Origin of the sequence: Ruminococcus sp. AF17-12 (assembly GCF_003479245.1) — a bacterium.
Classification (GTDB): Bacteria; Bacillota; Clostridia; order Lachnospirales; family Lachnospiraceae; genus Blautia_A; species Blautia_A fusiformis.
Genome location: NZ_QUGY01000003.1, coordinates 285,701 through 303,824 on the forward strand (window position 1 = coordinate 285,701; position 18,124 = coordinate 303,824).

General features: G+C 46.0%; 17 protein-coding genes and 1 riboswitch. Of the genes, 7 read left to right on the forward strand and 10 right to left on the reverse strand.

From position 1 onward, the window contains the following. Positions 1–181: 181 nt before the first annotated feature. Positions 182–1,177, reverse strand: coding sequence for an anthrax toxin lethal factor-related metalloendopeptidase (locus DWW77_RS18255; RefSeq protein ID WP_286187988.1), 996 nt, complete (start codon positions 1,175–1,177; stop codon positions 182–184). Between the two features lie 160 nt (positions 1,178–1,337). Next, a riboswitch (cyclic di-GMP riboswitch) is annotated at positions 1,338–1,425 on the reverse strand. 129 nt (positions 1,426–1,554) lie between these two features. Here DWW77_RS18255 and DWW77_RS04980 point away from each other — a divergent pair. The 7 genes from DWW77_RS04980 to DWW77_RS05010 are packed head-to-tail and all read left to right on the forward strand — an operon-like array spanning position 1,555 to position 6,394. Then, positions 1,555–2,472, forward strand: a complete 918-nt coding sequence (locus DWW77_RS04980; protein ID WP_182431190.1) for a transglutaminase-like domain-containing protein — start codon at positions 1,555–1,557, stop codon at positions 2,470–2,472. A 21-nt stretch (positions 2,473–2,493) separates the two neighbouring features. Next, positions 2,494–3,537, forward strand: coding sequence for a type II secretion system F family protein (locus DWW77_RS04985; protein ID WP_021652105.1), 1,044 nt, complete (start codon positions 2,494–2,496; stop codon positions 3,535–3,537). A 12-nt stretch (positions 3,538–3,549) separates the two neighbouring features. Beyond that, the gene (locus DWW77_RS04990; protein ID WP_118608155.1) at positions 3,550–3,906 is read left to right on the forward strand and encodes a hypothetical protein; all 357 of its coding nucleotides are present in this window, start codon (positions 3,550–3,552) and stop codon (positions 3,904–3,906) included. Continuing rightward, complete coding sequence (locus DWW77_RS04995) at positions 3,903–4,397, forward strand: DUF4860 domain-containing protein (protein WP_118608156.1); 495 nt, start codon at positions 3,903–3,905, stop codon at positions 4,395–4,397. The genes DWW77_RS04990 and DWW77_RS04995 overlap by 4 nt, the downstream gene beginning before the upstream one ends. Beyond that, a complete protein-coding gene (locus tag DWW77_RS05000; RefSeq protein ID WP_015526159.1) occupies positions 4,394–4,846 on the forward strand; it encodes a hypothetical protein in 453 nt (150 codons plus the stop codon). The genes DWW77_RS04995 and DWW77_RS05000 overlap by 4 nt, the downstream gene beginning before the upstream one ends. Further along, positions 4,843–5,328, forward strand: coding sequence for a hypothetical protein (locus tag DWW77_RS05005; protein WP_118608157.1), 486 nt, complete (start codon positions 4,843–4,845; stop codon positions 5,326–5,328). The genes DWW77_RS05000 and DWW77_RS05005 overlap by 4 nt, the downstream gene beginning before the upstream one ends. A gap of 4 nt (positions 5,329–5,332) precedes the next feature. Then, positions 5,333–6,394, forward strand: a complete 1,062-nt coding sequence (locus tag DWW77_RS05010; protein WP_118608158.1) for a type IV pilus twitching motility protein PilT — start codon at positions 5,333–5,335, stop codon at positions 6,392–6,394. A gap of 172 nt (positions 6,395–6,566) precedes the next feature. Here DWW77_RS05010 and DWW77_RS05015 read toward each other — a convergent pair whose 3' ends face one another. From DWW77_RS05015 to DWW77_RS05055, 9 genes are all read right to left on the reverse strand, one after another. After that, positions 6,567–7,067 carry a COG2426 family protein gene (locus tag DWW77_RS05015; protein ID WP_118512600.1) on the reverse strand — a complete coding sequence of 167 codons (501 nt, stop codon included), beginning with the start codon at positions 7,065–7,067 and terminating at the stop codon, positions 6,567–6,569. A 16-nt stretch (positions 7,068–7,083) separates the two neighbouring features. Further along, a complete protein-coding gene (gene hisC / locus DWW77_RS05020) occupies positions 7,084–8,142 on the reverse strand; it encodes a histidinol-phosphate transaminase (protein ID WP_118608159.1) in 1,059 nt (352 codons plus the stop codon). 178 nt (positions 8,143–8,320) lie between these two features. Next, entirely contained in the window at positions 8,321–9,496 is a 1,176-nt protein-coding gene (locus tag DWW77_RS05025) for an NAD(P)-dependent malic enzyme (protein ID WP_015526165.1), read from the reverse strand. Positions 9,497–9,552: 56 nt separating this feature from the next. Beyond that, complete coding sequence (locus tag DWW77_RS05030) at positions 9,553–10,746, reverse strand: Ldh family oxidoreductase (protein WP_015526166.1); 1,194 nt, start codon at positions 10,744–10,746, stop codon at positions 9,553–9,555. A gap of 295 nt (positions 10,747–11,041) precedes the next feature. Further along, positions 11,042–11,776: a FadR/GntR family transcriptional regulator gene (locus DWW77_RS05035; RefSeq protein ID WP_015526167.1), complete on the reverse strand. Its 735-nt coding sequence runs from the start codon at positions 11,774–11,776 to the stop codon at positions 11,042–11,044. A 252-nt stretch (positions 11,777–12,028) separates the two neighbouring features. Beyond that, positions 12,029–13,630: an ATP-binding protein gene (locus DWW77_RS05040; RefSeq protein ID WP_118608160.1), complete on the reverse strand. Its 1,602-nt coding sequence runs from the start codon at positions 13,628–13,630 to the stop codon at positions 12,029–12,031. Positions 13,631–13,784: 154 nt separating this feature from the next. After that, the gene (locus tag DWW77_RS05045) at positions 13,785–16,244 is read right to left on the reverse strand and encodes a glycoside hydrolase family 3 protein (RefSeq protein ID WP_118608161.1); all 2,460 of its coding nucleotides are present in this window, start codon (positions 16,242–16,244) and stop codon (positions 13,785–13,787) included. A 20-nt stretch (positions 16,245–16,264) separates the two neighbouring features. Next, entirely contained in the window at positions 16,265–17,110 is an 846-nt protein-coding gene (locus DWW77_RS05050; protein WP_044961860.1) for a carbohydrate ABC transporter permease, read from the reverse strand. After that, the gene (locus DWW77_RS05055) at positions 17,110–18,063 is read right to left on the reverse strand and encodes a carbohydrate ABC transporter permease (RefSeq protein ID WP_015526171.1); all 954 of its coding nucleotides are present in this window, start codon (positions 18,061–18,063) and stop codon (positions 17,110–17,112) included. Before DWW77_RS05055 ends, DWW77_RS05050 begins: the two co-directional genes overlap by 1 nt. Between the last annotated feature and the right edge of the window lie 61 nt (positions 18,064–18,124).

The following is an 18,124-nucleotide window of genomic DNA, read 5'->3' on the forward strand; positions in this document are numbered from 1 at the left end:
CATGGCTGCACTTTTTTGAATGAAAGCGTGTTTTCAGCTTATGTTTCATTATACACACCTTATAGAGTCTATTGCAAGAAATATTTATCGACATTTTTTTTATACTTTTCTCACAAAAAAGAAAAAAATCTGCCCGGGAAATATCTCCCGGACAGATCCAACGTTCCTGTATGCTTCTTTTTTAGCTCCAGAACGGTCCGTATATATCCATGACTCTCTGGACACGTTCATCGGTAATTTTATTCAGAGCCTCCACGATCGCTGCATACGTCTTTGGTCTCTGTCTCTTAAGTGTTGACGGGCTTGTTACATACTCAAGCACTGATTCTGCAAAATATTCTGAACTGTTCTGCGTTGCATAGCTTCTGTTGATACCTGTAAATTTGGATTTTTCGCTGTTATAAACTGCGGCAAAATCACTTGTTCTGTCTACGTTTCCCGCAACAAAAGCAAGGAAATGTCCCAGTTCATGGTAGATTGTCTCATTCTCAAAACGAAGGATGATGCTTCTTGAATGTGCGTTAAAGCAGCCTCCGTAGTTAACAGACGGATCGATCGTTACAGTAAATCCAAGCTTCTTGTAGGCTTTGAGCACCCTGCTGTCCATCTTCGGTGCAATGGAAGCAATATTGCTTACTGAATATTTGCTGTCCATGCTGATGCTTTCTACTTTTTTTGTGGAAGCTGCATTCGCTTTGCCGGCAGTAGCTGAAGCCGCCATGACTGTTGTGGTCGTCTGAATGGTTGTAGTTACTTTCCGTGTCTGAACGGCTGTTTTTGATTTCTTTGTGTATTTCTGTGTTGTTGCAGTCTTAACTGTCTTTAATGTTTTTACGGTTGTATTTCTGTTTGTTTTCTTTGTGGTCGTACTCTTCTTATTGGTAGTCGGAAGCTTCTTGGTATAAGTCTTGGTCGCCGCTTTTTTCAGCTTAACTTTTTTTCTGGTTGTCTTGGTATTTGAAGTCGTTTTGGTAGTCACCTTCGGTTTTGAAGCAAGTGGAGTGTCATCCTCTGTGATGGTAGTTTCCATTACCGGATCTGTAAAATCCGGAAACTCCGGAACCTGTGACGACTGCCAGACATTAAAGCCACCTGCCAGTACAATAACAGCTGCGAGACATCCTGCCAAAGCTTTTTTCCTGCCTGTAAAAATTTTACGAATATCTGTTCTTTTCATATCATTCACACCTTTCTGAAAGCCGACGTTTCAGTTTCCACCCCAAACCGGATTTTAGGCATCAAAAAAGCCGCTTATCCTAACAAAATAAACGGCCGCATCAAAACACATATCCTTGTTCATAGATGTTATCTGAATACGTCATTAAATCGGAATTTAATGCGGCAACCGGCTGTCATAGTCATCCTTCGAACCTTAGACCCATGGCTTTGCGTCCCTGTCTTTCAACAGGTTTGCCTTTATATGTATAGTATATGTTTTTTTCCCTGAAATGTCAACATTTTCACCTACATTTTGAGCCTTGCTCCTGTCTTTTTTTCACGGAATCTGCTATACTGTTCAAAAAGAAAGCATGATATAACAGGAGAACGGAAACTATGTCAAAATTTTTACCAGTCCGTCTCTTTTTTGTATGGCTGCTTTTCGGAATCCTGCTGGCAGGCTGCGGAAATTCTCCTTCCTCCGATGAAGAACCTCCGGTATATTCTCCGGCCAGAGTCCTCACCCCGGAGGCCCCCGGCAAAAAAACACTGGGCAGCTCCCCTCTGATCCTGGATATTTCCAATCAGGATCAGGGATATCTGACTGCAGAATCCGATTCCGATGATTCCCGCATGAACATTCAGCTTACCGCTCCCTCCGGTGTGGTCTATTCCTATTTTCTGGAACCAGATGAACAGGCGGTACTTCCTTTTTCCGAAGGCTCCGGTGAGTATCTCATCACCTGCTATCAGCAGGTAGATGGAAACCAGTATGCTGCCCTTTACACGGAAACGCTCACAGTAAAGCTTCAGAATGAATTTCTTCCGTTTCTGTATCCAAACCAGTACGTGGACTTTTCTTCCAAAAGTGAAGCCTGCAAACTGGCAGCCGCTCTTGTCAAAGAGGACATGACCGACATCGACATCCTGAAAACCTTCTATACATATGTTACCAGTCATATTTCCTACGATTATGACAAAGCCGATTCTGTCGAAGCCGGTTATCTTCCTGATGTAGATGATACTTTAAGCACCGGCACAGGGATCTGTTTTGATTACGCTGCACTGACTACTGCAATGCTCCGCAGCCAGGACATTCCCTGCAAGCTTCAGATCGGCTATTCCGGTGATGTAAAACATGCATGGATCGATGTTTATATCCGTGGCAGAGGCTGGGTGACAAAGGCAGTATCTTTTGACGGAGACACCTGGAAGCTGATGGATCCCACCTTTGACGCCAACAGTGATGGTGATGAAGCAATCCAGGAATATATCGGTGATGAAAGCAATTATACGGTACAGTTCACGCGCTGACCCACTAAAGGAGACCTTATTATGAAAAACAAACTGACAGCCCGGGAATTATCCAGTTTCTGCGGGCAGATGGGAATGCTTCTGCATTCCGGCATATCCACAGCTGAAGGACTTCACATCCTCTGTGACGAAAGCAAGACCGATGCAGACCGGCAGATCCTCACACCCCTGATCCGTTCTGTGGAAGAAAACGGTTCTCTTTCCCGGGCTCTTGACGAATCCGGGATCTTTCCCACATCCATGACCGCCTATGTCCGGACCGGTGAGGAAACCGGCTGCCTGGATGAGATCATGGAAAGTCTCAGTTCCCACTATGAACAGGAGGAAGAAATCTCAGGACAGATACGGTCTGCAGTCACTTACCCGCTGCTCATGCTTGGCATGATGGCTGTTGTAATCCTGGTCCTTCTGATAAAAGTCCTGCCGGTATTTCAACAGGTATTTAACCAGATGGGAATGGAAATGAACGGGGTTTCCCGGGGACTTCTGAATGCAGGCAACGTGATCAGCCGGTATTCCTCTATTTTTCTGATCTTCGCCGTAGCTCTCATTGGCTGCATCCTGTTTTTCAGTCTTACGGAAAAAGGTCACAGCCAGCTGCGAAAAATGGCCATCCATCTCCCGTTTTTCCGTGAGATCCCAGTTGCCATGGATTACAGTCGTCTGGCCCAGGGCCTTTCCCTGGGGCTTCGGAGCGGACTTTCCCCGGAAACCAGCCTGGAGCTTACAAAGGATCTGATCTCACAGCCGGTGATACTCGAAAGACTCCGGAAGGCTTCCTCTATCCTGGATAGCGGAGAAACTTTTTCCAGGGCTCTTACAGAATCCGGTCTTTTCGGCGGCATGGAAGGCCGTCTCATCACGATATCCTTCTATTCCGGTTCCAGTGACGAAACCTTCCGCAGGCTTTCCCGGCAGTACACCGAAAGATCCATAGATCTGATCTCACAGGCAGTCTCCATTGTGGAGCCTACCATCGTGATCCTGCTGTCTCTTCTTGTGGGGCTGGTCCTTTTATCCGTCATGATGCCGCTTCTGGGGATCCTCTCAGATTTTGCAATGTAAGGTGGTGACCGCATGGAACTTTTTGAAAGCCGCAGAACAAAATTTCTCAGAGCATTTTTTCTTCTCTTTCCGGCGCTGCTTCTGGTTTTATCCTGCACCTTGTTTGTGGCAGGTGTCAGCAGCACCTCCAATCAGGCCGTACACAAAGAACAGGATGCTCTGGAACAGGCACTGAAAAACGGTGCCATCCGCACCTATGCCCTCACAGGCACATATCCCGAAAGCCTGTCCCAGCTTCTCTCGGATTATCATATCACTTATGACAAAACCAAATTCGTAGTAGAGTATGTTCCTAACGGTTCCAATCTCCTGCCGTCTATCAGCGTGATCGCTCTGTCCGGCAGTGCGAAAGGAGGGAATGCCTCATGAATCACCGGAAGAACACCGGACATTCCGTTTCTTCTCTTTTTTCGTTTCTTCTTTTTGGTGTTTTTGTTCTGTTCCTTATACTGATGCTGCTATTTTCCGCCCGGATTTACCAGCAGACTGTGAAACAGACTGACTCCGATTCCGAGCTTGGGACCGCAGCAACTTATCTGACTACCAAATTCCGGCAGCACGACCGCGGCGATGAGATCTTTTCCGGTTCCCTGGATGATATTCCTGCCCTTTGTTTCCGGGACGATATCAAAGGAAAAGAATATATCACGTATATTTACCTGAAGAATGACAGTCTGATGGAGCTTTTCACTGCAAAAAGCTCTCAGGCCAGTTCCGATGCAGGAACCGTCATCTCACAGCTTTCCGATTTCCGGTTTTCGGAAATGGAAAATGGTTTTTACCACTTTTCCCTGGAAAGTACCACGGGAGTCCGCTCGGAATTCCTGCTTCATCGCACTGGCAAAAAGGAGGCATCATGAAAGAATCAAGACATAATTCCGGTACCAGCCTTTTTCTGATGGAAATGATCCTTGCCCTTTTGTTTCTGTCACTTTCCTCAGCTGCCTGCATCCAGATCTTCGCGGCAGCACGGAAAAACCGGCTCCAGGCAGAACAGTGGAACCAGATCCAGGCTCTCACAACCTCCGTGGGCGAGATACTGGAAGGCACTGACGGAACCGATGAACAGTTCCTCTCTCTGCTTCCGGGGGGCATCAAAAAGAACACCAACCTGATCTGGTATTATGACCGTAACTGGCAGAGCTGCTCTTCCGGAGAAGCCGCCTGTGAAATGATCCTGGAAACAGATATTTCTTCTTCAGAAAAATCCGGCGAGCTTTCTTTCCGGCAGCTTTCCAACTGCAGTGAGCTTTACCGGATCACCCTGCGTTTTCCTGTTGATGACTACAGAAGGGAGGCTGTACATTGAAACAGAAGCATACGTTTTTTGTAACTGTCGGCATTCCTTCCCTGTTTCTTATCTTCTCTGTGCTGTGTCTCTGTGTACTTGCTCTGCTTACTCTTGGAAGCTCCAGATCCAGTCTTAACACAGCCAGACATTCTATGGAACAGACCGAAAATTATTACACCGGCTGCGCAAGCGCCACGGAAACCGTTTCAGAAATCCGTGATGATCTGGAGCAATACAGGGAAAAAGCTTCCGATGAGACCAGATATTTTTCCATGATACAAAAGCTTGCGGACACAAGGAACGATCTCAGCTGGGATTCCCACAGCCACACCCTTTCCTTCTCCGTTGGAATTTCCGAGACACAACAGCTTTCTGTAGTGCTTGAGATTTTTTACCCGCAGGAAAAAAGCTCTTCCGCTTATCAGATCCTGCAATGGAACACAGAGCTTACCGGATCCTGGCAACCTGACAACCACCAGAATGTATTTAAAGGAGAATAAACCTATGGATACCCCTATTCCTGAATTTTTAGCAGAAGCTGCCAACCGGCGTGTCTCTGATATCTTTATCATCGCAGGCCGCCCCCTGGCAGAAAAGATCGACGGTCATCTTTTGGACCGTGGTGACAGGCTGATGCCTGATCAGACAGAAAATTTACTCCGCACCATTTACGGCCTTGCGGAAAACCGCGATATATCCCGTCTTATGGAAACCGGTGATGATGACTTTTCTTTTTCCATTCCCGGTGTTTCCAGATTTCGTGTCAATGCCTACAAGCAGCGTGGTTCCCTGGCTGCCGTGATCCGCGTGATCGCCTTCCGGCTGCCGGATCCTGCAGAGCTTTCCATTCCGGAGGATGTGATGAATATCTCCGACTATACCCGTGGCATGGTCCTTGTTACCGGTTCTGCCGGAAGCGGTAAATCCACCACCATGGCCTGCCTGATCGACCGGATCAACCATACCCGGGAAGGCCATATCATCACTCTGGAGGATCCTCTGGAATATCTCCACCGCCATGATCGCTGTATCGTCAGCCAGCGCGAGATCTGTACCGACACCGAAAGCTATCTGACTTCTCTTCGTGCCACACTACGCCAGAGCCCGGATGTGATCCTTCTTGGAGAGATGCGTGATCATGAAACCATCCAGACTGCCATGACCGCTGCGGAAACCGGTCATCTTGTCCTTTCCAGCCTGCATACTCTGGGAGCAGCCAACACCATCGAACGCATCATGGACGTGTTTGAGCCATCCCAGCAGCATCAGATCGCCCTCCAGCTTTCCATGGTCCTTCAGGCTGTGATCTCCCAGCAGCTGATCCCGGATGTGGACGGACGCAACATTCCTGTTTTCGAGATCATGCGCCTGACTCCTGCCATCCGCAATATGATCCGCGACAATAAAGTACACCAGATCGAAGGCGTGATCTCCACATCCGGTCAGGAGCAGATGCGTTCTATGGACCAGAGCCTTCTGGAATTATATAAAAAAGGCCGTATCACCAGGGATACAGCTCTGAAATACGCTTTAAACGCTGACATGCTGAAGCGCAGACTTATGTAAGGATCTTCTTGGTATACATCTGCCTGATATGTAAAAGCACATAAAAAAATCCCTTACCAATATCTGATATGTTTCCAGAATACAGAACACATATCATTTTACAGATCCGGTAAGGGATTTCTTTATTTTCAATCCGATTTCGATCAGAAAGACATTCCTTCTCTGCGGTCGGTCAATGCACTACATTTCCTACAATTCCATAAGAAACAATATACATAATGGCACTTGCCATAAAAAGTCCGCACAGGATCGCAATGGAGGATTTTTTGATATCCACCTCAAGAAGAGAGGCGATCAGTGCACCTGTCCAGGCTCCTGTGCCCGGAAGAGGGATTCCCACAAACAGCAAAAGTCCAAGAAATTCATACCTCTTGATCTGGTCACTCTTTCCCATAGCTCTATTTTCCAGCTTTGTGATCAGACCTCTGAATGTCTTTGTTTTTTTCATCCATTTAAAAATCTGCCGGATAAAAAGCAGGATAAACGGAATCGGAACAATATTTCCCACGATACAGATCGGCAGTGCCTTCGCAGCCGATATCTTCAGCAGAGAGGCTGCCAGAAGACCGCCTCGAAGCTCCAGTATCGGGATCATAGAAATGATGAACACAGCACCCTCGGGAGAGATAAACTGTGCAAGGTGGTGTGAAAACCATTGTACCAGTACTTCCATAATACCTCCTTAACTGTTATTTCTGCAGATATTCCGTCAGGAATTCTACCAGTTTTTTCATCTCCTCATCGGTACCGATAGTGATACGGAGATGATTGTCGATCCTGTCCTTCGGGAAATATCTTACATAGATATGTTTCTCCCGCAGTGCTGCGAAAAGCTCTTTGGCCGGACAGCTCTCGTGTGTGGCAAAGATAAAGTTGGATCTGGAATCCTGAAAGGAAAATCCAAGCTTCCTGAGCTCTGCCTTTGTCCACTCTCTTGTTGTAATGATCTTATGGCAGCATTCCTCAAAATATGCCTTATCCTCCATAGATGCCACACCAGCTGCGATAGTAGTACGATCCATGGTATAGGAATTAAAGGAATATTTCACATCATTGAGATATTTGATCAGCTCCGGATTTCCGAAGGCATATCCGATGCGCATTCCTGCCAGGGATCTGGACTTGGAGAAGGTCTGCACAACAAGCAGATTATCATATTTTTCGATCAACGGCAGTGCGGATGCTGCTCCGAAATCCACGTACGCCTCATCTACGATCACGATACTCTCCGGATTCTTTGCCACGATCTCCTCGATCTCGGAAAGAGGCATTTCCACGCCGGTCGGTGCATTGGGGTTAGGGAATACGATTCCGCCGTTTTCACGGAAATAATCTTCTTTACGGATATGGAACTCCTCATCTAATACCGGGCGCTCATATGGGATCCTTAAAAGATCTGCCCATACATCATAGAAGGAATAGGTGATATCCGGGAACAGAATCGGCTTCTCTGAATTAAAAAATGTGAGAAAACACATAGCCAGTACGTCATCAGAACCAACGCCTGTAAATACCTGCTCATCCTTCAATCCGTAGAACGCGGCAATACTGTGTACCAGGTCTCCTGCTGTCGGATCCGGATAAAGTCTCAGGGTATCGGCATCAAGGGCCTTCAGCGCCTTCTCCACACCCGGAGCCGGTGAATATGGATTCTCGTTTGTATTCAGTTTGATCATGCCTCTCTCATTTGGCTGCTCGCCAGGAGTATACGGCACTACTTTTCGTATATTAGCTTCCCATGGTTTCATGCTGTGCTTAACCTCCTATCATATTCTTTTGCTATTGTACTCACTGCGAGGACATTTGTCAAAGGGTAATACCACCTGCCTGGAAACAAAAAGACACCCGTACCGGGTTACAGAGTACGGGTGTCTGATATATTCTTCTTAATGAAGGGCTGTTTTGGTTCGTATCAGGCGCTTAAGATCAGATACGTGCTACGCCTGTTGCTTTTGCTGCCTCTGCTACTGCTTTTGCGACAGCCGGTCCGACTCTCTTGTCGAATGCCTTCGGAATGATATACTCCGGAGAAAGCTCCTCATCTGTGATCAGATCTGCAAGAGCCTTGGAAGCTGCGATCTTCATCTCATCGTTGATATCACTTGCTCTTACATCAAATGCACCACGGAAGATTCCAGGGAATGCAAGAACGTTGTTGATCTGGTTCGGGAAGTCACTTCTTCCTGTGGAGATAACCTTTGCTCCGCCTGCTTTTGCATCATCCGGGAAGATCTCCGGTGTCGGGTTTGCGCATGCGAAGATGATGGCATCTTTGTTCATGGTCTTAACCATCTCTGTTGTCACTGCTCCAGGAGCGGAAACACCGATAAATACATCCGCGCCAACCAGCATCTCTGCAAGAGATCCCTGTTTCTTCTGAAGGTTTGTGAGCTTGCTCATCTCTTCCTTAACCGGGTTCATTCCTTCTGTACGTCCCTCATAGATGGCACCCTTTCTATCGCAGAGTGTAACATCCTTGAAGCCTGCTTTCAGAAGAAGTCTGCAGATAGAGATAGCAGCTGCACCTGCACCGTTCATAACGATACGAACATCCTCTTTCTTCTTTCCGACAACCTTCAGAGCGTTTGTCAAACCTGCAAGTGTGATAACTGCAGTTCCGTGCTGATCATCGTGGAAGATCGGAATATCACATTTCTCTTTCAGTTTTTTCTCGATCTCAAAGCATCTCGGAGCGGAGATATCCTCAAGGTTAACACCACCGAAGGATCCGGAGATCATGTAAATAGTATTTACGATCTCGTCTACATCATGGCTCTTAATGCAAAGCGGGAATGCGTCTACATCGCCGAATGCCTTGAACAGTACACATTTACCTTCCATTACAGGCATACCGGCTTCCGGTCCGATGTCACCAAGACCAAGAACTGCGGAACCGTCTGTTACAACAAGACACATATTCCATCTTCTTGTAAGCTCGTAGGATTTATTGATATCTTTCTGGATCTCAAGGCAAGGCTGAGCTACACCTGGTGTATATGCAAGAGAAAGGTCGTCTTTATTCTCAACCGGCACTCTTGTAACAACCTCGATCTTACCTTTCCAATCTCCGTGCAGTCTTAATGACTCTTTTGCATAATCCATTTTCTTTTCCTCCTTGGATAATTATGATATATTTCATTTCAAAAGGATTACCTGAATTAATAATTACCATTGAAGAATTTACTGTCCTTCGGAAGCTCATAGCCTTCAAAATAAGAGCCAAAATCAAGCTTCAGATAACTGCAGAGATCAGCAAGCTCTACCATGGTATTGTCGTTGACCGGAATGCCATTCTCTTTTCTGTCTTTTTCAGCAGCTACCTCTTTCTCGCCGTGTGTATAGATCCTGTCCTGACCGTCTGCCTTCGGACTCTCCCGAAGTGCCTCAAGATATTCTGAAAAATGCTTGCGGATCGCATCCGGATCTCCGAATGCCGCCGGGTTGATCGCCATAAATCCATGGCAGATACCGGTCTTATCCGGGAATGTACAGCATTTATCGGAGGTAACGCCCATGGAAAGAATAGAGCTGAACAGCTCACAGAGCATTCCATAGCCATATCCCTTATGGCTTCCGCTGACTTCCTCGTTTCCACCAAGAGGCATGATTCCGCCGCCCTTCTTGGCTACGATGTTTGCAAGTACATCCGGTGCATTATTGCTGGCATGACCGTTTTTGTCAAGTGCCCAGCCATCCGGAAGAGGCTTGCCCATCTTATTATACATTTCCAGTTTACCCCTGGTTACAACTGTTGTGGAACAGTCAAAGAAAAACGGATACGGGTCTGCAGGCATAGCGACTGCGATCGGGTTGGAGCCCAGCATAGCCTTTCTTCCAAAAGTCGGTACCATGATCGCCTCGGAGTTGGTACATGCCATTCCAAGAAGGCCTTCATGGCAGGCCATGTTCGCATAATATCCTGCAATACCGAAATGGTTGGAATTTCGTACACTTACGATTCCCACACCAGTTGTCTTTGCCTTCTCAATTGCCTTTTCCATGGCAAAATGGCTGATCAGCTGGCCCATTCCGTTATGTCCGTCTATCACGGCAGAAATCGGTGTTTCAAAAACAACTTCCGGTTTCGCCTGGGGATGAATAGTCCCCTTCTCGATTCCTTTATGGTAACGAACCATCCTCTGCATTCCGTGGCTCTCGATCCCATACAGATCAGCAGTCAGAAGAACATCTTTAATGATGCTTCCTTCTTCCTCAGAAAAGCCAAACGCTTTAAAAACGTCTCCGCAGAAATGGTTCAGTGTGTCATAACTCCATTTTACATATCCCATAATCGCAAGTCCTTTCTCCTGATATTTCCGGCAGGTTACCGCCCACGCTGTGGCCTGCTGCATATTTTATATGATACTGCAGGGGTACAGTAACCTTCATCCTGTGCTGTCTCGTCTTATGCTGTCCTGCCTCATGCTATCTTACCTTACGCTGTCTAGTCTCATGCTGTCCCAACTTACGCTGTCTCATCTTATGCTGTCTCGTCATGAAGCCTTCAGGATGCTGCCATAATATCAAACTTTTTTTGGTATTACCAATACAGTCCCTATTATAGCACGCGGTCTTACCAAAATCAATAGTGGTCTTACCAGATTAACGGGATTTTTACTGAAATTTTATTTAATTTTTTCAGGTGGATCAGCGATGAAATACAAGGCTGTTCTCCCCCTGCTGCTGCGCAATCTCCAGTATATATTTCTCAATGGTTTCCATATGTTCTCGCATCAGCTTCTCCGCCTGGTTCCGGTCTCCGGAAATAATGGCTTCCACCAGCCTTCTGTGCTGCTCATCCACCTCCAGAGCGGAATTATGTTTCTGCATAATATAGGCTCGGGTGCCGGAAATGATCTCCTCAGTCAGCTGCGCTGCCGCATCCAGGACATTGTAGATCATAGGATTCCCTGCGATCCTGCCAATCTTCGTATGAAGCTTCTTATCAAGACCTGCACGGGCTTTCTCGTCCTCTGAGCTCTCCAGCTGTGCCAGGATGGAACGCAGATCTAATGCATCCTTCTCCGTACAATTCCCGGCTGCAAGAAGCGCAGCCTCCTGCTCCAGCGCAGAACGAAGTTCCTGTACCTGCTGTACATGGCTGTTATTCAGCTGAAAAAGAAGGGCCAGTGGTGCAGAAAGCCACTGATCCATATTCTCGGTAATATAGTTGGCTCCGCCGCGGACCGTTGTGACAATTCCCATCAGCTCCAGTGCCCGCAGGACTTCACGGACAGCAGGTCTGGAAACTCCCAGTGATTCTGCCATAACACGTTCCGCAGGTAAAGTGTCCCCCGGCTTCAGTTCTCCCCGCCGGATATTTTCTATGATCTGCGCTAATATTCCGTCAAATGCTCGTTCTTCTGTAATCTTTGTAAACATGTCGTCCGTTTCGGCCGCCTTCCTTTATTATTGTGTTGCCTTCCTTTACATAAAAATCCCGGAATATAGACAAGTGGATATTTACCATTCTCAGTCATCATGCAGTTCTGCACCAGATGATCGCTCTGCAGCCATTCAGTCAGTCTGTGCATTTTGACTATTTGCCCTCTCTATTTTCCGGACTTTTATAGTAAATATTATACGATAATTCCCCAATTTAATCAATAGTAAATAATAAATTGGTAAGACATATTATTTTATTCCATTATTGAGAATGTTTTCTACTTCCTCCATCTGGCCCAGAAGCATTTTCTGGCGGTCGTCAAAAAGAAGACCTTTATTATGCCTGTAATACTGGTCAGAACCGTTCTCCCGAATGAACCAGAGACTATAATAGTTGGCATTCAGTTCTGTGATAAATGCCACCATTTCCTGGCTGTCCCCAAAAGCAGCTTCCATGAAGTCGAAGACGTTCTGAAGAGTAAGAGATATTTCATCGGTTCGATTTTCGTAGGCTTCGGTTTCGGATTCAAAGAGGGCTTTCACAAACTCATAGTTCCGGTTTGATGATGGAACTTCCGATTCTACTGCGGCACTTCCGCCTCCTGCCAGCTCTGAACCTGATCCGGTTTTATCTGATCCGGTTGATTTCGATCCAATTGATCCCGAGGTTGATTTCGATCCGGACGCATTTTCAAAAAATGACACAACACGTTTCTGTATACGCTCCTGCTGTTTTGTAAGAAGCTCACTCTTTTTGTCCTTTTCAAGATCCGCCTCTGCTTTTTCCATGAGATTTTTTGCTGTGAGGCTGTCCTGATCTTCTCTGAAGTACACCATATAATCATACAGTTTCGTGAGGTAGGCATCGGTAAGATAGCATTCTGTAAAAAGCTCGCTGAGCTTTCCGTTGAGAAGACTTACAATGCTCAAATGCTCGTCCAGAGAGGCTGTGCGGATCTTACCCAGAGTAATGGGATCCCACTTTCCTTTCAGGATGTCCTCCACTTTATAGTCCGTTCTGTACTTATAATAAAGAGCCAGATAGCCTGCAAAATCCTTCGCGATCATCCTGTGCTGGATGTACTGGCTGACCACCTCACGGTCTACGGTTTTTCCAAGGATCTCATAAACCTGGATCAGACGTGAAAGATCCTCCCAGCCTCTGGCTGTGGCAAAGATCTTTCCGTCTACGGTATTCTCCACCCTGTAGAAATTTTTTCTGCGAAGCTCCAGATAGGAGATCACCGCCGGATGAATTCCCTGCTGATAGGCGTATTCCTTCCATACATCAAAGTCTGCCTCCACATCGATCTTCTTGATGCGGTCCAGAGTAACCACATCAAATTCCCGGACGGATTTGTTATATTCTGGCGGGTTGCCTGCTGTGACGATTACCCAGCCTTCCGGCACCTTCTGGTTTCCGAAGGTTTTTCCCTGAAGGAACTGCAGCATCATCGGCGCTAGTGTTTCAGATACGCAGTTGATCTCATCAATGAACAGGATGCCTTCTTTCAGACCTGTTTTTTCCATTTTGTCGTAAACGGACGAAATGATCTCACTCATGGTATATTCCGTGACAGAAAATTCTTCCTCACCATAATTCTTTTTTACAATAAAAGGAAGTCCCACAGCACTCTGCCTGGTGTGGTGGGTAATGGTATAGGAAACAAGAGCAATCCCGCATTCCCTTGCTATCTGTTCCATAATCTGTGTCTTTCCGATTCCCGGAGGGCCCATAAGAAGGATCGGTCTCTGTCGGATCGCCGGGATCCGGTACTCACCGAATTCGTCCTTTGAAAGATATGCTTCTATGGAATCTCTGATCTCCTGCTTTGCTCGTTTTATGTTCATGGTATTCTCCTTTTCACGGCATATAAAAAACTGCCTGCAGGATTCTCCGCCTAAAACGGGTTGCCTTGCGCGACATCTACAAAAAATATGCCTGAATCCAATGATAAATCGAAAATTGAATTCAGGCAAGTTTTTCACTACTATATAATTTTTTTTATTCTGCTGTCAGTGTGTGTATCAGGTTCAGAATACGTCCCGCAGACATTCTGACAACTTCTTCCGAAAGCTTTCCGTCTTCAAAAGCTTTTCGGATATTTTCTGCATCGGCTGCATTACCAGGCATGATAATATCATTTCCTGCTGTCACGCATTTCCACGGAATACTTCCATCTTCCGGAACCGTTGTATTCCAGTCTGACATGATCACACCGTCAAATCCCCATTCTTTTCGGGCAATGGCTGTACAGAGATCAACACTGTTTGCAGCATGGACACCATTCAGTAAATTATAGGAAGACATGATTGCCACTGGTCTGCTTTCTTTAACTGCAATCTCAAAACCACGCAGGTAAATTTCCCTCAGGGCACGTTCTGATACCTGTGCATCTACGCCCATACGATTATCTTCCTGATTGTTGCAGGCAAAATGCTTAACGGTAACACCGCAGCCAGGTCTGCTCTGCACTCCTTTTGTCATGGCTGCTGCCATGGTTCCGGAAAGCAGCGGATCTTCGGAATAATACTCAAAATTTCTGCCGCACAGAGGGTTTCTCTGAATATTAAGACCAGGTGCTAGCCAGAGATCTATGTGGAATTCTTCCATTTCTTCTGCCACCGCTATTCCAACTTTTTCCACAAGGGCAGTATCCCAGGTCTGAGCCAGTGCAGTTCCAACCGGAAATGCCGTACAGAACTGATAATATCTGTCTGCGTTTTCGTGAATCTCATCTGTTCTCAGGTATCCGTTTTCCAGAGATCCAAGGACACCGATTCCATATACTGTGTCTGTTTCTCTGTCTACTTCATAATTCTGCTGAAGTCTCAGTCCTGCCGGCCCATCGGCCATGATCAGTGGGAAAACGCCATATTGCTCATAAAGAGCAGCCGTAGTCTCACCGGCAGAACCAGGAACACGGATTCCTGCCGCCCCCAGATTACTGGAGATTCCAGCAATATTCCCATAAAACAGCGGGAGCAGATCCTTTGCAGGAATCTTATTTTCCGGTTGGCAGGTGCATTCTGTTCTCTTCTCTGGTTCAGGATAATAGATATATCTTCCAATCTTCTCATTCTCTGCCTTCTCTTTCCATTTCAGAGTTCTGGCAGAAAGATTCTGGCGGTCATAAACTTCTTCAGTAATATCAGTCTGATTCTCAAGGATATTCGTTTTATCCAGGATCACACTCTCCGGCACTTCAAGCATTGCAGCCAGCGTAAGCGATGCAATGCTGTTTCCGACCCAGACAGCATAATAACCTTTTTCAGCAATCCAGGCATGCTGCTCTTCGGAAAAATATGCCAGTGTCTTTCTGTCGATCCTGATTTTCAGCAGTTCTTTTTCCCCCGGCTTCAGAAGTTTTGTTTTTGCAAAGCCAGCCAGCCGACGGTATTCCTTCCCTGATTCATCCTGTGGAAGAGACACATAGACCTGCACGACCTCTTTTCCCGAAAAAGTTTCTCCTGTATTCGTTACCTCTGCTTCAACTTCAACGCCATCCCCTGATGTTTTCATCCCATGGAAGCGTATCTGCATTTCTGTGTAAGAAAGTCCATATCCAAACGGAAACAGCGGTTTTACACCAAAAGTATCAAAATAACGATATCCTGTATAAATTCCTTCCTTGTACTCTTCTCTTTCAAGCTTGCCATTAAGATAGCTGTATTCCTCTGCACACGGATAATCCTCATACCTTCTGGCCCATGTTGCAGTCAGCTTGCCGCCTGGAGTTACCTTTCCCAGAAGGACATTGGCGAGGGCAAGTCCGCCTCTTTGTCCAAGCTGGGAAATATTCAGGACAGCACAGATATTTTCTGTTTCTTCCAGAATATCTGTCAGTTCTACCGGACCGCCGGAATTCAGGATAAGTACTGTAGGAATCTTCTGTGCATCAAGGAACCGGATATCCTCCCGCTCCCGTCTGCTCAGATAATAATCTCCCTCGACCCTGCGCCTATCCTTTCCCTCACCGGAAATCCTGCTTACCACATAGATTGCTGTCTGGGCATCGACAGTATCTTCTGCTGTGACTGCACGGCCTTCCGGCATTGCAAAGGGATTTTCCGCATAGGCATCAAAAGGATTTTCCACAAACTTTGCTTCTTCCAGTATTTTTTCTTTCCATGCCCGGCGTGCTTCTGCGTATATTGACTCATAATTGGCCAGCCATTTCTCGCTTACGATCTGAATACCGTTTTCTTTCAGTCCCTGATAAATAGAAATGTTACTTCTGTTATTCACATCACCGGAACCTGTTCCGCCTTTCACTGTCTTTCCCGCACCGGCGCCGTATAAACCTATTTTCGTGGAAATATTCAGAGGGAGTATTTTTTTATCATTTTTCAGCAGTACAATACCCTCCTCTGCTGCTTTTTCCGAAAGAAGACCGTTTCGTATTTCACGGTCTGACATGCTGTGTTTCTTTGTTCCGCTGTGTTTCCATTTCTTAACTGTCATATCTTACCTGCTACCTTTTGTTATTCTTTTACGCCTCCAAGTGTCACTCCTGCGATGATAAACTTGGAAAGAAGGAGATATACGATAATGATCGGCACAATGGCAACTGTGATCATCATGTAAATCTTACCCATATCAAAATTCATATAATCTGCTCCACGAAGTGTTGCAATCAGGATTGGAACAGTCATCTTGCTTTTAGACTGGATAACCAGAGCAGGAACGAAATAATTGTTCCAGGAGCCTACAAATGTAAAAATCGCCTGTACAGCGATTGCCGGCTTCATGATTGGCAGGACAATACTGTTGAAAGTACGGAATTCTCCGGAGCCGTCAATTCTGGCTGCTTCTACCAGTGACATCGGCAGTGAGGACTGCAGATAGCTGTACATAAAATAGAATACGGCCGGTGACGCAACAGACGGAATGATCAACGGAAGCAGGGAATCATATAATCCCATCTTTGTGATCAGACGAAGGAAGCCCATTGCAGTTACCTGTGTCGGCATGACGAGGATCGCCATGATAAATGTAAACGCTACATTCCTTGCCTTGAAATCATAGGCATAAAGACCATATGCTGTCAGTGAGGAAAAATATGTACATAATACTGCACTGCATCCGGACACGATAATACTGTTAAGAATTCCCCTGAACATCGGAAAGCTTCCGTCATTTGCAACATTCATCAGGTTTTTCCAGAAATATTTTCCAGGAAGAGCAGAAAATCCCTTCTGAAGCTCTGCATGAGAATGAGACGCATTCACGATCAGTACATAAAAGAAAAAGAGACACATAAAGGAAAGAATAATAAGTACCACATGTGCCACGATACTTCTGATCCTGCTGGCTGTCTTATCTTTCATCATTTTGTTTTTCTCCTTTCTGCTCTTGCTCTCTTTTTCGCTGCTTTCTTAGATCCGTCCGGATCATTGTCGTTAGTCATACGATATACAAAGAAGCAGAGGATTGCACTGATAATAAACAGGTATACAGACAATGCTCCGGCCATACCATAATTCTTGCTCTTCAGATGGCTGTTCAGGAACATAATCAGTGTCATGGATGTTCTGTCCGGATTACCCTGTCCGTTTGTGAGGATCTGCGGTACATCAAACATCTGAAGGCCACCGATGATGGAAGTGATCAGAGTATAGGAAAGAATCGGACGAATCAGTGGAAGCGTAATATAGACGAAACGCTGAATGCTGTTGCATCCGTCCAGATCCGATGCTTCAAAAATATCCATACTGATTCCCATTACTGCTGCCATCAGCATGATGGTCGTGTTTCCGAACCACATCAGGAAATTCATGAAACCTACCAATGATCTTGTTCCCAGAACAGAGCCCAGAAAATCAATCGGTTCCTTTATCCAGCCCAGTGAACACAAAATGGAGTTTACAGGTCCGTTTGTGGAAAACATGGTAAAAAACAGAAGTGCAAATGCTGATGCCATGATCAGGTTCGGCAGATAAATTACAACCTTAAAAAACTGCTTGCCATGAAGCTTCAGCCTGGCATCGGTAAACCAGCATGCAAGCACCAGTGCAATAACGATCTGCGGAACAAATCCGATCACCCAAAGGATCAGTGTATTCAGTCCGTATTTCAGCATGTCAGAATGCAGAAGACTGACATAATTGGCAAGTCCTATAAAATTAGGACCAATCTGCTTGATTCCAGAACGGAAATATTCAAAAAAGCTGTATCTCACTGTATCAAACAGCGGAATCAGCGAAAAGATAAAATAGATCACAAAAAACGGAAGAATAAATATGTATCCCCATTTTCCGTAATTAACGCTCTTTTTCTTCATAATGCTCTTCCTTTCCAGCAAGCTGCAGGATCCAAAGATCCTGCAGCATCAACAATTATCC